15 protein-coding genes and 1 rRNA gene are annotated in these 14376 nt (G+C 43.6%); 2 read left to right on the forward strand and 14 right to left on the reverse strand.

The features are described 5' to 3' along the window. Nucleotides 1-17: 17 nt before the first annotated feature. The 3 genes from MKY54_RS27850 to MKY54_RS27860 form a co-directional block, all read right to left on the reverse strand. Nucleotides 18-1575, reverse strand: a 16S ribosomal RNA gene (locus MKY54_RS27850). 359 nt (nt 1576-1934) lie between these two features. Beyond that, entirely contained in the window at nt 1935-2165 is a 231-nt protein-coding gene (locus tag MKY54_RS27855; protein ID WP_036680631.1) for a hypothetical protein, read from the reverse strand. Nucleotides 2166-2418: 253 nt separating this feature from the next. Next, nucleotides 2419-3030, reverse strand: a complete 612-nt coding sequence (locus tag MKY54_RS27860) for a stage II sporulation protein M (protein WP_076138447.1) — start codon at nt 3028-3030, stop codon at nt 2419-2421. Nucleotides 3031-3138: 108 nt separating this feature from the next. Between MKY54_RS27860 and pdaB the strand changes: the two genes are divergently transcribed. Further along, a complete protein-coding gene (gene pdaB, locus MKY54_RS27865; protein WP_036680629.1) occupies nt 3139-3942 on the forward strand; it encodes a polysaccharide deacetylase family sporulation protein PdaB in 804 nt (267 codons plus the stop codon). Nucleotides 3943-3992: 50 nt separating this feature from the next. Here pdaB and MKY54_RS27870 read toward each other — a convergent pair whose 3' ends face one another. Both MKY54_RS27870 and MKY54_RS27875 read right to left on the reverse strand, forming a co-directional pair. Beyond that, the gene (locus tag MKY54_RS27870; protein ID WP_076280126.1) at nt 3993-4814 is read right to left on the reverse strand and encodes a PPK2 family polyphosphate kinase; all 822 of its coding nucleotides are present in this window, start codon (nt 4812-4814) and stop codon (nt 3993-3995) included. A 371-nt stretch (nt 4815-5185) separates the two neighbouring features. Next, a complete protein-coding gene (locus MKY54_RS27875) occupies nt 5186-5776 on the reverse strand; it encodes a KinB-signaling pathway activation protein (RefSeq protein WP_038574906.1) in 591 nt (196 codons plus the stop codon). A 131-nt stretch (nt 5777-5907) separates the two neighbouring features. Between MKY54_RS27875 and gerD the strand changes: the two genes are divergently transcribed. Then, on the forward strand, nt 5908-6594 hold the full coding sequence (gene gerD, locus MKY54_RS27880; protein WP_036680627.1) for a spore germination lipoprotein GerD: 687 nt from the start codon (nt 5908-5910) through the stop codon (nt 6592-6594). Between the two features lie 59 nt (nt 6595-6653). On the opposite strand, the gene MKY54_RS27885 is transcribed toward gerD, so the two are convergent. From MKY54_RS27885 to truA, 9 genes are all read right to left on the reverse strand, one after another. Further along, nucleotides 6654-7763: an Mrp/NBP35 family ATP-binding protein gene (locus MKY54_RS27885; RefSeq protein ID WP_076130012.1), complete on the reverse strand. Its 1110-nt coding sequence runs from the start codon at nt 7761-7763 to the stop codon at nt 6654-6656. Between the two features lie 90 nt (nt 7764-7853). Beyond that, entirely contained in the window at nt 7854-8594 is a 741-nt protein-coding gene (cwlD, locus tag MKY54_RS27890) for an N-acetylmuramoyl-L-alanine amidase CwlD (RefSeq protein ID WP_038573445.1), read from the reverse strand. A 78-nt stretch (nt 8595-8672) separates the two neighbouring features. Next, entirely contained in the window at nt 8673-9842 is a 1170-nt protein-coding gene (gene sat, locus MKY54_RS27895) for a sulfate adenylyltransferase (protein ID WP_076280125.1), read from the reverse strand. A gap of 37 nt (nt 9843-9879) precedes the next feature. Continuing rightward, entirely contained in the window at nt 9880-10572 is a 693-nt protein-coding gene (locus tag MKY54_RS27900; RefSeq protein ID WP_036680616.1) for a phosphoadenylyl-sulfate reductase, read from the reverse strand. 229 nt (nt 10573-10801) lie between these two features. Further along, nucleotides 10802-11440: a hypothetical protein gene (locus MKY54_RS27905; protein ID WP_076219352.1), complete on the reverse strand. Its 639-nt coding sequence runs from the start codon at nt 11438-11440 to the stop codon at nt 10802-10804. Nucleotides 11441-11452: 12 nt separating this feature from the next. Beyond that, nucleotides 11453-12022, reverse strand: a complete 570-nt coding sequence (locus tag MKY54_RS27910) for a matrixin family metalloprotease (protein ID WP_076194820.1) — start codon at nt 12020-12022, stop codon at nt 11453-11455. 198 nt (nt 12023-12220) lie between these two features. After that, nucleotides 12221-12613 carry a 30S ribosomal protein S9 gene (rpsI, locus tag MKY54_RS27915; RefSeq protein ID WP_025706574.1) on the reverse strand — a complete coding sequence of 131 codons (393 nt, stop codon included), beginning with the start codon at nt 12611-12613 and terminating at the stop codon, nt 12221-12223. 20 nt (nt 12614-12633) lie between these two features. Beyond that, nucleotides 12634-13071, reverse strand: coding sequence for a 50S ribosomal protein L13 (gene rplM / locus MKY54_RS27920; protein WP_036680589.1), 438 nt, complete (start codon nt 13069-13071; stop codon nt 12634-12636). Nucleotides 13072-13300: 229 nt separating this feature from the next. Further along, complete coding sequence (gene truA, locus MKY54_RS27925) at nt 13301-14083, reverse strand: tRNA pseudouridine(38-40) synthase TruA (protein ID WP_076194818.1); 783 nt, start codon at nt 14081-14083, stop codon at nt 13301-13303. Nucleotides 14084-14376: the final 293 nt, after the last annotated feature.

Here is a 14376-nt window from a genome sequence, read left to right on the forward strand (position 1 = left end):
AGAACGATTCTCCATAGAAAGGAGGTGATCCAGCCGCACCTTCCGATACGGCTACCTTGTTACGACTTCACCCCAATCATCTACCCCACCTTCGGCGGCTGGCTCCCTTGCGGGTTACCCCACCGACTTCGGGTGTTGTAAACTCTCGTGGTGTGACGGGCGGTGTGTACAAGACCCGGGAACGTATTCACCGCGGCATGCTGATCCGCGATTACTAGCAATTCCGACTTCATGCAGGCGAGTTGCAGCCTGCAATCCGAACTGAGACCGGCTTTGATGGGATTGGCTCCACCTCGCGGCTTCGCTTCCCGTTGTACCGGCCATTGTAGTACGTGTGTAGCCCAGGTCATAAGGGGCATGATGATTTGACGTCATCCCCACCTTCCTCCGGTTTGTCACCGGCAGTCACTCTAGAGTGCCCAGCATTACCTGCTGGCAACTAAAGTTAAGGGTTGCGCTCGTTGCGGGACTTAACCCAACATCTCACGACACGAGCTGACGACAACCATGCACCACCTGTCTCCTCTGTCCCGAAGGCCGCCACTATCTCTAGTGGATTCAGAGGGATGTCAAGACCTGGTAAGGTTCTTCGCGTTGCTTCGAATTAAACCACATACTCCACTGCTTGTGCGGGTCCCCGTCAATTCCTTTGAGTTTCAGTCTTGCGACCGTACTCCCCAGGCGGAGTGCTTACTGTGTTAACTTCGGCACCAAGGGTATCGAAACCCCTAACACCTAGCACTCATCGTTTACGGCGTGGACTACCAGGGTATCTAATCCTGTTTGCTCCCCACGCTTTCGCGCCTCAGCGTCAGTTACAGCCCAGAAAGTCGCCTTCGCCACTGGTGTTCCTCCACATATCTACGCATTTCACCGCTACACGTGGAATTCCACTTTCCTCTTCTGTACTCAAGCCACCCAGTTTCCAGTGCGACCTCAGGTTGAGCCCAAGGTTTAAACACCAGACTTAAATAGCCGCCTGCGCGCGCTTTACGCCCAATAATTCCGGACAACGCTTGCCCCCTACGTATTACCGCGGCTGCTGGCACGTAGTTAGCCGGGGCTTTCTTCTCAGGTACCGTCACTCCGGTAGCAGTTACTCTACCGGACGTTCTTCCCTGGCAACAGAGCTTTACGATCCGAAAACCTTCATCACTCACGCGGCGTTGCTCCGTCAGGCTTTCGCCCATTGCGGAAGATTCCCTACTGCTGCCTCCCGTAGGAGTCTGGGCCGTGTCTCAGTCCCAGTGTGGCCGTTCACCCTCTCAGGTCGGCTACGCATCGTCGCCTTGGTGGGCCGTTACCCCACCAACTAGCTAATGCGCCGCAGGCCCATCCCTCAGTGACAGATTGCTCCGTCTTTCATTCTTCTCTCAGGAGAAAAAAGAAATTATCCGGTATTAGCTACCGTTTCCGGTAGTTATCCCAGTCTGAAGGGCAGGTTGCCTACGTGTTACTCACCCGTCCGCCGCTAAGTTACTTTGAAAGCAAGCTTTCAAAGTAACTCCGCTCGACTTGCATGTATTAGGCACGCCGCCAGCGTTCGTCCTGAGCCAGGATCAAACTCTCCAATTAGTATTGAAAAGAGCGATATGCTCATTTTGAAACATCTGACGAGAAAATTAATTCTCTAATTTTGGATTTCACTTGCGTGATTTCCCACTCACTCGTTGTTCAGTTTTCAAAGATCAATATCTGTCATTTCGTCGTCGTTGTTTATCAGCGGCGACCTTTATAATATATCACAGTGTTAAGCTGTTTGGCAAGTCTTTTTTTTGAAAAATCTTTTTTTCAATTTTTCTTGCCTTCCGCTTTCCTTTTACACAAGCAAAAGGAGCGCGAGATATAATTTATCATGAGCACTCCTTTTTAGTCAAGCTATTTTATTAAATAATCTGAAAACTTTATAAAACTGTAGCAATTCTCGTATATCTTCAGTGTTTATACTGAGAAGAACGCCCACCCCATGCATACTTGGAAAGCTCTTTCTGAGGAGCGAAGCGAGCATACATCCGGAATACAGTCTTATATCTATTAGCGATGGCGTGCCTGATATTTTGGTCCAAGCGCTGATCACTCAAATCTAACAGCATCTCATCTAGTTCTTTTCTCAAAACATAATCCAGTTCCTTGCATTCCTTTTCGTTAAACAACATTCCCAACATATGCTTGGCCTCCTTCATGAAGTTGCAATTAACACCTTCTCTAAACCCCCAAAACCTTTTTTGCATAATCAGTAAGTACATCTCATGGAGAAAGCTGCCTTAAGATCCTCTTACACTAGATTAACCGGAGTCCTCTTTTTATAACCATAATTATTAAAAATTCCCTTTATGGTTTCGTCTAGATTATATACTCCTTACCTTTAGGCAATCCTTGGATGAACGCCCTTAATGTTATGCTCTATTCCCGGAAGTTTTATGATAAAAGTGAAAAAGTAATTGTACTTTCAATAATGGCTGCAACAAATAACAGGATTACAGTCCATATGGAAGCCGTAAGTGTTTGACGCATGAAAGCAGACCAGTCTGCGCTTCTCTCCTCTTTTCTATCTGTAGATCGAAATAGACTTGAAATCACTTTTCCGCCAAAGTGCAGCCCAAAGGCACACGCGATAATGATTGCCGGAATCTCTATAATCCCGTGTGGCAGCAATCCTTTTACGATTAAATCGAACAAATCCTGTCCTTGCAGTGCGGATAAATGTATCAAGTAGCCAATTACCGCTCCGTTTATAAATAAGAATATAGCTGGCAATATGCCGAACAACGCTCCCAGGAAAATAATAACCACGCCCTTGATGGCGTTATTCAGAAATATAAATACAAAGAAGTTCCATTGCGGATTAGCGGTGTCTCTTAAGTTTCCGCTGATCTCACTAAGCCCTTCCAATTGCTGAACCAATAGTTTTTCCAGACTACTTGTCGCTACCCAGCCAACAACCGCTCCTATTACGAAGAGCAGACAGGATAGCAGCAAAGCCTTGCGGATCGATTTAATATCTTTAACAAACGTGAAGAACGACAACATAAATACCTCCTGAAATTGTGATCTCTGTTTCTTAGGTCATAACCGTGCGGTACGAGCATACATTTAGAACAAACAAGCATTTCGCATGGGAGAGGAGCGCTGTCATTAATGAATTCTTTTTATGTATTCAGCGGCAAAAAGATCAAAAGGTTCATCTATATCTTCGCCGCTGTGCTTCTTGCTGCTGGAGTTGTCTATGTCGAGAGGGGTAATATCACCGTTTTTTCTGAGGCTGGACCTTCTGCCATTTACAGTGTGCCAACAGAGAAGAAGCTGATTGCCCTAACCTTCGATATTAGCTGGGGGGAAAAGAGACCCGAACCAATTTTGAAGGTACTTGAAGACAAGAAAGTGGACAAAGCCACCTTTTTCCTATCGTCACCATGGAGTAAGACTCACCCGGATATTGTAACAAGCATTAAAAACGCAGGATTCGAAATTGGCAGCCATGGCCATAAACACGTCAATTACAGCACTCTAAGTAACGAAGAGATTCGCACTCAGATCACAACGGCTCACACTGTGCTTACAGAATTAACCGGTAAAGAACCAAATTTAATTCGTATGCCTAATGGTGATTTTGACAAAAGAGTTCTGCAAGTGGCCAATGATCTTGGTTACAAAGTCATCCAGTGGGACACAGACTCTCTAGACTGGAAGAACATAGGTGTAGACAATATCGTGAAGCGTGTAACGACTAAAGCACATCCTGGTGATATCGTTCTTCTACATGCCAGTGATTCCTGCAAACAAACTCACGAAGCTCTTCCGCAAATTATCGATGAGCTCCGCAGACAAGGTTATGAATTCGTTACCGTCTCTGAGCTGATCAGCCAAAGCAACGCAGAGGGTAAAGAGGTTCGCGACTCGGCCTCACTAAATAGTGCCTTAGAGGATGCTGCCGGGCTGTAACGCTCCTCCCAATCTTAGGTACCGCAATAGATGTTGGTTTTATCCAAATATTAATGACGCGGGGAAATGAGCTCCGATATGTCGGGTGTGGGGGTATTCAGCTTCGGATAGCTCAGATCCAGACTCTCCAGTGTCTTTACAACGATGGATAAGGCCAAATAGTTGCGGTACCATTGATGATTGGCTGGTATCCAGTACCAGGGTGCTTTATCAATACTTGACTCCTTAAAAACATCTACATATGCCTCTTGGTAATCATCCCAAAACTCCCGCTCCTGTAGATCACTTGCGTCAAATTTCCAGTGTTTTTTGGGATCTTCAAGCCGTTCTTTGATTTTCTTAAGCTGCTTCTCTTTTGAAATATGCAGAAAAAGCTTGATAACTGTCGTTCCCTCTTCCACCAGCATCTCCTCAAACTGCCGTATGTAACGAAAGCGGCGCTTCAAATCATCCTTTTTCAATCCCCCATGTACCCGCGGTACCAATACATCTTCATAGTGTGAGCGGTTAAATGCAGAGATGTAGCCTTTAGGGGGTGTCTTTTGATGCACTCTCCATAAGAAATCGTGAGCTTCTTCCTCCAGAGAAGGTTTCTTGAAGCTGGTCACTATAAAGCCTTGTGGATTAATCCCTGAAAAAATATGTTTAACCGTTCCATCCTTACCGCTGGAATCCATCCCTTGCAGAATTACGAGCAGTGAATGCTTTTTCTGTGCAAAAAGAATATCTTGAAGCTCTGCCAACCGTTCCTTTAACTGCTCTGTTTTGGCTTCTGCTTCTTTTTTTGATTTAAAGTTACCTGTATCGTCCGGGTCCAGCTTGTTAAGCTGGATTTCATTTGTGTCTTTTATCATATAACGCTTGATGTCCATATATTCCCCTCCTAAAAGTTTTGTAAAGCATGTGCATCATTGAAAAACTTCGTACAAAACTCACTTCGGAAGCATCTACTTAGTTTTGTGAGCGTTGCTACGCTTGTATTACTTCGTACAAAACTGCTTCGGAAGCATACGCTTAGTTTTGTAAAGCATGTGCATCATTGAAAAACTTCGTACAAAACTCACTTCGGAAGCATCTGCTTAGTTTTGTGAGCGTTGCTACACACAAAGAATCCGCTCTATTGTTCTTTAAGATTAACCTCCTCCAGCGGATTTTAATCGTTAGGATACATTCTAGAGCAAAAAACCCCGTTTTCTGAAGGCCAGAGCACGGGGTTCATGATTTGCTGAATTCGCCCCAACCTTTATCCGGCTGCCGGCTTGAGAATACGGTGAAGCATCAAAATTTGGAATGCATTACAGGCGATGAGCGGAACAACAATAAACACTGTCGCACTATCAACACCTATACGGAGCACGCCGATAATTTCCACAATTGAAATAGCTGTCATAAAAAAGAGGGTTGGAATCCAAGCTGAGATGTTTGTACTTTTCACTTTGAAATAAGACACAATAATGGCAGCTAACAAAATAAAGATTCCTAATATTAGATCAGACAAGACACTTCTTTCCCCGCCAACGACGGTACGCAAAAAAATCAGTTCAAGCAATGCGAGCACAGAAAGCACCAGTTGTATGTATTTCCAAATTTTTGGCGGGAAAACACCATTGCCCATGTAATTTAAAATTAGATAAGCAAAAAAACCAAGTTGCGCATAAACACTGACAAGCATACCGTAGCCGAATAGTATCAGCGGGTATAAAAAGAAATCAGCGACACTTTTGAAATCAATTCGACCGTTCACGAATTGCAGTGCCAGACCTGCGATTACTGCTCCGCCCGCTCCTATTAGAAGGGTTGTCCAAAATAAATAAAACCATTTTTTTATACTCAGCCACTTCACCTCCCCTATGTCAGATTTATTTTACCAAGGATACCGACAAAACACCATTACATCAGCAACATAAATGTGTGTTAATGCGGCATAATACAACTGGAGAATCCTAATAAAGGAGGGCAGCGCCAATGAAATGGAGATTTATCGGATCTGTGGGTTTGGCTTTAAGCTTTGTTATGGCCTTAACGGCTTGCGGAAGTGAGCAGAGCAGTTCTTCTTCTGGTCAGGGCAGTTATAAAGAAATGAAGACCATGGTTATTGATATATTAAAAAGTGAAGATGGAAAAAAAGCAGTTGAGGAATCATTATCAAATTCCAGTTCTGGAGGCACCAGCGGAATGAGTATGAAAATGATGCCACTTCAAACAACAGAGGATATAAAAACCGCTGTTAAAGATACCCTCACTGCACCGGAATATCAAAAGGAAATCGAGAAAATTATGACTGATCCCAAGTTCGCAGGCGATTTTGCTAAAGCCATTCAATCACAAAGCAAAGAATTGCACCTGCAACTAATTAAAGATCCCACCTATCAAAAATCCGTCGAGGAAATCATGAAGTCTCCAGAAATGATGACCATGTTTCTTAATCTCACCAAAACACCTGACTACCGAAAGCAATCCATGAAGACCATCCAGGAATCTATGCAGACTCCATTATTCCGGATGGAGGTATTGAATTTACTTAAAAAGGTCGTTCAGGACGAGCTCGAACCGAAGGAACAGAAAAAGGGCGGCGAAAGCGGCGATAAACAGGAAGGCAGCGGCAGCGGTGGTGAAAGTGGCAGCGGTAGCGGCGATGATTCAAGCACATAACAAAAAAGAGGCCTTATCCCACCTAACAAAGTGGGACGGCCTCTTTTTATGCACAATAATTAGTGCTCATATTTCGCAATCAGCTTATCGGCGATATCAGCAAACAACAACGCAGTAGCTGTGTCTTCCTTGTATACGGAAGGTGAGAAATCCGGTTCAGAAATATGGTTGTCCGGTGCGCCCAATGGAACTTGTGCAAGCAGCTCGGTATGGAGTGTCTCCGCAAGCCGAGCGCCTCCGCCTCTGCCAAAAATATAATCTTTTTTACCGCAGTCTTTACACTCATAATAAGCCATGTTCTCAATGACCCCAATAATCTCATGTTCTGTCTGCAGAGCCATAGAGCCCGCTCTAGCCGCCACAAACGCTGCGGTAGCATGAGGGGTAGTAACAATAATCTCTTTGCTGTGAGGGAGCATCTGATGTACGTCAAGCGCCACATCACCTGTACCTGGAGGAAGATCAAGCAGCATATAATCAAGTTCTCCCCAGCCCACATCACCGAAGAATTGGCGCAGCATTTTGCCAAGCATAGGTCCCCGCCAAATTACCGGACTATTCTCACGGATAAAGAAGCCCATAGACATGACCTTCACTCCGAAACGTTCCACAGGAATAATGATTCCCTCTTCTACAACGGGTCCCTCTTCGATTCCCATCATATCAGGGATGCTAAACCCATAAATGTCCGCATCAATCAATCCAACCTTTTTACCTTTTCTAGCCAAAGCTACTGCCAAATTCACAGTAACTGTAGACTTTCCAACACCGCCTTTACCACTGGCAATGGCGATAAAGTTAACACCAGAGTTCTCATTGATTAATTCATGATCGTCAAGGCCAGCTGCATGTCCCTTAAGTTTCCCCGGTTCATCAACCAACGGCTCTTCCCCGGCACTCTCTCCGCGAAGCAGAGCACGTTCATAATCGGTTGCATCACGCAGCCGGATATGCACATTAGTGACTCCACCTGCTTCAAGCAACTCACGAACCCGTTGTTCTAGATCCATGCGACTTTGCTCTTCAGGATCCAGACATACGATTGATAAAGATATACGATCTTCTTTAATCATAATGTCACGGATCAGCTGTAGTTCCACAAGGCTTTTTCCGGTTTCCGGGTCTGTTATTGACTGCAGTATTTCCTGGATATGTTCCCTAGTCAGCATGGAAAGCACCTCTGTTTCCTTTCCGGAGGAGAATTCTTCCGGAGTTTTTGTCTATTATAGCATTACCCATCTCCTGATGAGTAGTCCCGGCTACTCGGAAGCATAACGAAGAATGCCACGATATATGCTAGTCGCTACCTTGCGTTGATAAACATCATCTCCGAGTAGAACTGATTCCTGAGGGTGCGACAAAAAACCGACCTCTACAAGGATCGCAGGTATTTTTAATGCTTTTAGTAGATAAACAGTATTTACAGTCTTAGCTACACGATCAGTATTCTCCAGTGTAGTCTTCAGCTCACTCTGTACAAACTCTGCGATAGCTTTATTATCCTTGTGATTGGGATAGTAAAAGGTCTGCGCCCCGCTCCATCGGTTCGAAGGCACACTGTTCATGTGAACGCTTATAAAAAGATCTGCGCCCTTCTCTTCAATACTTCTTACTCTTTGCTTAAGATCTTCAGTCTTGCGCTTAGAATAGCCCTTAGTGCCCTCCTGAGCCAAATCATAATCCCCCTCACGGGTCATCACAACAATAGCCCCGGCCTGTTGCAGGTAATCACGTAAATAAAGAGAGACTGCAAGATTAATGTCTTTCTCAATTAGCCCTTCCCGGCTAACTGCCCCTCCATCTGCTCCCCCATGTCCAGCGTCGATAGCGATCACTTTACCAGACAAAGGCAGACTCCAATAATTTAACGTTTTGGCAGTAGGCATGTCATACGCTATAATGCCGATCATTATAGCTAGCAGTGTCGCGCCCAGCATACATTTTTTGATACTGCTCCATGAGATCCAGACCGAGACTTTACTGTGTTTTCGGCCAGACATAACAAAGACCCCCTCGTCCCGATAGATAATACTCATCTATATGGGACAAGAAGGCCAAATAGTACTAGCTAACGATGATTAAGCTGTTACTTCTTGAGTCATGCCTTCAATTAGAATCTGCGCAACCTCAGGTCGCGTAAATTCAGGAGGCGGACATTGACCCTCCCGAAGCAAAGCCCGTACCTTTGTACCCGACAATGTCATATGATCGTCGCCAGGATGTGGGCAGGTTTTACTGGAAGCCATATTTCCGCATTTTTTACAGAAGAAGCTGTGTTCAAAAAATAATGGAGTAATATCAAGTTCCTCAGCGGTGAAATCCGCAAAAATTTCTTGCGCTTCATAAGTTCCGTAGTAATCACCTACGCCCGCATGGTCACGTCCGACAATAAAATGGGTGCAGCCGTAATTTTTGCGAACCATAGCATGAAAAATCGCTTCTCTCGGACCAGCATAACGCATGGCCGCCGGGAAAACACCTAGAAAGGTACGATCCTCAGGATAATAATTCTCCAAAAGCGCCAGGTAGCTCTTCATTCGTACATTTGCCGGTACATCATCAGACTTCGTCTCACCCACTAGCGGGTTTAAGAACAGAGCGTCTACAACCTCCATAGCGCACTTCTGAATATATTCATGTGCACGATGAACAGGGTTACGCGTCTGGAAGCCTACAACTGTTCTCCAGCCCTTGTCTGCAAATATCTTACGTGTAGCTGAAGGGTCAAAATAAAATTCTCCGAACTTTTCTGGCTGTGGTCTATTCAGCACTGTAATTGGTCCTCCTACATAGATAGCCGGGCGGGCCAACAGCTTACTTACTCCTGGATGTTCAGGGTCTGTTGTTTTGAATACATTTTGCGCTTCAAGGTTTTGATCAACCGTATAAATACTCTCAATATCCAATAAACCGTAGATCTCGCCATCCTCTTCACCGATTAGAGATACCTTGTCTCCAATAGCTAAACCAGAGGCCACATCCTCTTCTACAGCAAGTGTTATTGGAATGCTCCACACTGTGCCATCTGCTAAACGCATGTTTTTGACTACGGAGTGATAATCTTGTTCATTCAAAAATCCAGTCAGTGGAGAAAATGCACCTACCGCAATTAGATCCAAATCAGATAAAGTCCAGGTGTTCACGGCAATCGCCTTATAATCACGTGCAAGCTGCAGTAATTCTTCTCTTTCTGTACCCTCTACTACACGGTTAACTAATGTTCCGCCATGCGGACGTATTGAAGTCATTATCGTCTCTCCTTCTGTGTTCTCACGGGGATAGGTCTTACTTGTGTAATCCACACTCAGTCTTCTCTGATCCAGCCCAACGTCCAGCACGCGGATCTTCACCAGGCATAACCTGACGTGTACATTGCTCACAGCCGATACTTGGATAGTTACGGTCATGTAGAGGGTTATAAATTACATCATTTTCACGAATATAGTTCCATACATCCTCGGTTGTCCAATCCGCAATTGGATTAAACTTAACCAAACCAAATTTATAATCATACTCAACCTTTTTGGCATTAGCACGGGTAGGCGCTTGGTCACGACGAATGCCTGTAATCCAAGCTTCATATTGAGATAGGATACGAGTCAGCGGCTCTACTTTACGAATCCCACAGCATTGGTTAGGGTCTACTGTCCATAACGCATCACCGTGTTGAAGTGCTTGCTCCTGCGGAGTGATTTGTGGAGACACTCGTACGAACTCCAGCCCGTATTTATCTGCCATCAAATCTCGGGTCTCATAGGTTTCCTTAAAATGATAATCTGTATCGAGATAAAAGACGTCTGTAGACGGACTAACTTTGTGAAGCATATCAACTAGCACTACATCTTCGGCACCAAAGCTGCAGGCAAAAGTAATGTTAGGAAATGTTTCTACAGCCCAGCGGATAATTTCCTCGGGTGAAGCAGTTTCTAATTCTTCGGCCTTAACTTTGATTAAATCCTCTTTCTCGAGCAGGTTCATTAAGGTATTCCTCCATCCAAAATATTAATCGTATGAATAAATGAGGTAAAAGAAGTAATAAAACCAACTAATTCTATATGAAATAGTATATAACTTTTACTGAGGAAGTCAATGCGTTTCAACCGTTAGAATTAGTAAATAGATGCAAAAAAAAGCCCATTTCTTGTGGAAAGGGGCTAAACAAGAAAAACCCTTAACCATAAAGGTTAAAGGTTTCTTATGTGCTTTTTTATCTCCCGTATTTTTCTAAGGCTTCTTTAAATATAGTATTTAACGCTTCAGGATACTCACCATAGATTTCTAAATCTTGAGAAGACTCTTCCTCAGACTGTTCCAATATCTTATTCACTTTGGGTTCACTCAAAGGAATTTTACCGTAGTAAACTCCTTTAACAAAATAAACATTAGGATCGGTTAAACTTTTATCTAAGAATAATAAATACTCTTCATTTTCATTCATTAACTGATAACCTTCAATTCCATAGATCAATGTTCCATCTTCTGTTGTTTCGATAGCTCCATTTTCTTGCACTGTAACTTCAGAGCCCTCTACAATATCTTGATTATCAGATTTGAAAATCTGATTAATCTTTATTGCAGATTGCGTATGATAATCAATCGTTTCACCAAATTCATTTTTATCGATAAATGTATTTATGACTTTAGCTTTTGTGCCTTTCAGTATCAATTCAGCCGTGTTGTCTAGCTCATTAAAATCACGATAACCAATAACTTTTGCTTCAGAACTGATAAATGCAGGAGAATTATCTCCCTTTACAGCTTTGTTATTGTTAATGAATCCTGCAGCACCGACAACCAATACGAAAGCCAACACACCTATTGAAAGAAACTTATTTTGTTTTTTCATATATTGACCCCCTTAATCAAATTGGTAAATATGCGCTATACCATCTTTATCATCTTGTACTGGGTAAGTTCCATATAACCAAGCTGGTCCAGAAAGCATAATGGACGGAACTGTATCTTCATGAGTTAAGCCTAGTACATGTCCCATTTCATGAGCAGTGGTTTCTTTTTGTCTATTTCCATCTACTGTCTTGAATCTTACCGTGTTAATTCTAACGATTGATGTAGAGGTTAGTGTACCTGAAGTAGAGGTTTGCGCATAAAATTGTCCAAGATCATTTGTTTCTGACGAAGCGTACCACTTTACGTCAGCAGCAGAGGCTGAAGTTGTTGAAGTAACGTTAATAGACAGTCTACCAGCAGTAAGACCATTCCACGCTGTACTTCCATGTATGGCAGCGGCATTGTAGCCAATTGAAGATATAGAGGCATCAAGCCAATATTTAACTTGGTTAGGTCTATCCACTCTGTTTCCGCGAAGTACATAAGCATCTACCTGAGAGATAAAAATCGAAGCAACAACCATTAGAACGATTGAGGACAAAATAAATTTCCTCTTACTCAAAGAACTCTCAATTTCCATAAATTCAACTCCTCCTTTATAACCTTAAACGCCTATAATTGGAAAAAAGTTGCTATGAATAAATAAAAAATATTAATATAAAAAAACCTATTTCCGAAAGAAATAAGTTAGTTTGAAACACAGCTCTAAATATGATTCTGTTCTGATATAAAAAATAAAACCCTCGGCCATATGGCCAAGGGTTGAATTCTGTAGATATTAACGTTTCGAGAACTGAGGCGCACGACGTGCAGCCTTCAAGCCGTATTTCTTACGTTCCTTCATACGTGGGTCACGAGTCAGGAAGCCGGCTTTCTTCAATGCACCGCGATATTCAGGGTCAACTTTAAGCAATGCACGGGAGATACCGTGACGAATTGCTCCAGCTTGACCGGAAATGCCGCCACCATGTGCAAGAACGATTACATCGTAGTTGCCCAGTGTTTCAGTCAGGTTCAAAGGTTGTTTTACGATCATTTTCAGTGTTTCCACACCGAAATATTCGTCCATCTCACGTTTGTTAATGACAATGCGTCCTTCACCCGGTACAAGGCGAACACGTGCTACCGAATGTTTACGACGACCTGTCCCATAGTATTGTACTTGTGCCATGAAACTGTCCTCCTCTATTCTTATCCGCGAAGTTCGTAAACTTCAGGTTTTTGTGCTGCATGTGGATGCTCGGCGCCTGCATATACTTTCAATCTCAGCTTCATGTGGTCCCCTTGACGAGTCTTAGGAATCATACCATGAACCGCGAATTCAATTACGCGTTCTGGTTTAGTATTCAGCAGAGTTTCAGCATTAGTAACTTTCAAACCACCTGGGTGCATCGAGTGACGGTAGTATTTTTTGTTTTGCAATTTCTTACCGGTCAAGTGAATTTTCTCAGCGTTGATAACGATAACGAAATCTCCTGTATCAACGTGTGGAGTGAATTGCGGTTTGTGTTTGCCACGGATCAAAGCAGCGGCTTCGCTGGCCAAACGACCGAGTGTTTTGCCTTCGGCATCAATAATGTGCCAATTGCGTTCAACTTCGTTCGGCTTCGCCATATAGGTGGTACGCATGAATGTTTCCTCCTTGTTCTCGTACGAAAATCTTCTGTTTCGTATATCTTGTTTCTCATTGAATTACGATTATGTGAGTTAAGCAAAGCATTTTTTTGGCATTTTCTCGATCGGGGCTGTGGGATAGCCATCAAGAAAACACAACTTTTATATTACAGTATAAACATAACAAGTGCAAGTGATTTTTAAACATTTAGCCTATTAATCAGGAAGAAATTTATAGAAAAAACTATTCACTTTCAATCTCGTCATATTCAACACTCCACAAAGCTAACCCCATGGCCACAGCTGTTGGACCAGCATGTGATCGATCACATGCTGCCAATATTTCAGCAACCTTATCAGCAGGTATTTTACCTTCCCCCACATGGATCAAAGTCCCCATAATAATGCGAACCATGTGCTGAAGAAATCCACTACCCGTTATATAAGTATGGATAACTCCTTGATCTGATGAAGAGTGTCGGCACATACTGCGGTCTACTTCCATATGAGCTTCAAAGATCGTTCGTACATGAGAAGTCTTCGTAGACCGTCGTGATGCAAACGAAGTGAAGTCATGTGTCCCTATAATTTGCGTTAAGCCTTGCTGCATCGCAGGAATATCCAACTTCACTGGATGGTGAAGCTGCCAGCGCCGCTGAAACGGATCTGGAAACCTGTTGCCATTGATCGTGTATCGGTAAGTTTTACGCTTAGCCCCTCTACGAGAGTGAAACGTTAGCGGAACTTCCCTAGCCTCTGTAACCACGATGTCTTGTGGCAGCCGGGCATTAAGCGCTAGACACCAACGTTCAGTTGGGATTCGAGAGGAGGTTGTAAAGTTAAAAGGCTGGCCATAGGCATGTACTCCGGCATCTGTGCGGCCTGAAGCAGTAATCTTAAGCTTCTCACCTGTCAGATGGAGTATGGCTTGCTCCAGCCGATCCTGAATCGTATTGCCCTGAGGCTGGGTCTGAAAGCCATCATAATTCGTTCCGTCATAATTGACCTTCATCAATAGATTACGCATTCCGTTCTCCTTTTTAAACCGGTCAGCAGAACGTCGATCGAAGCACTGTCTGATCTTCTATTTGAAGAAATGGCTTCGCCGTCCCTAGAAGGACGGCATCCATTTTTCATATATAGAACTACAAGTCCTATAGGATCCTTAATTTCAAAAAAAAGAGCCCCTGCGGGAGCTCCTTCAATTGAACCAAGGTGATTCCCACGGTTATTAGTACAGCAGAGTCTTGCGCCTCTGCAGCACAATAACGCTGATATTTCCCCCATCTTTACTCCAAAGAGGGCTGGATGAAAGGGAAG

Source organism: Paenibacillus sp. FSL P2-0121 (assembly GCF_037975345.1).
Classification (GTDB): Bacteria; Bacillota; Bacilli; order Paenibacillales; family Paenibacillaceae; genus Paenibacillus_AQ; species Paenibacillus_AQ odorifer.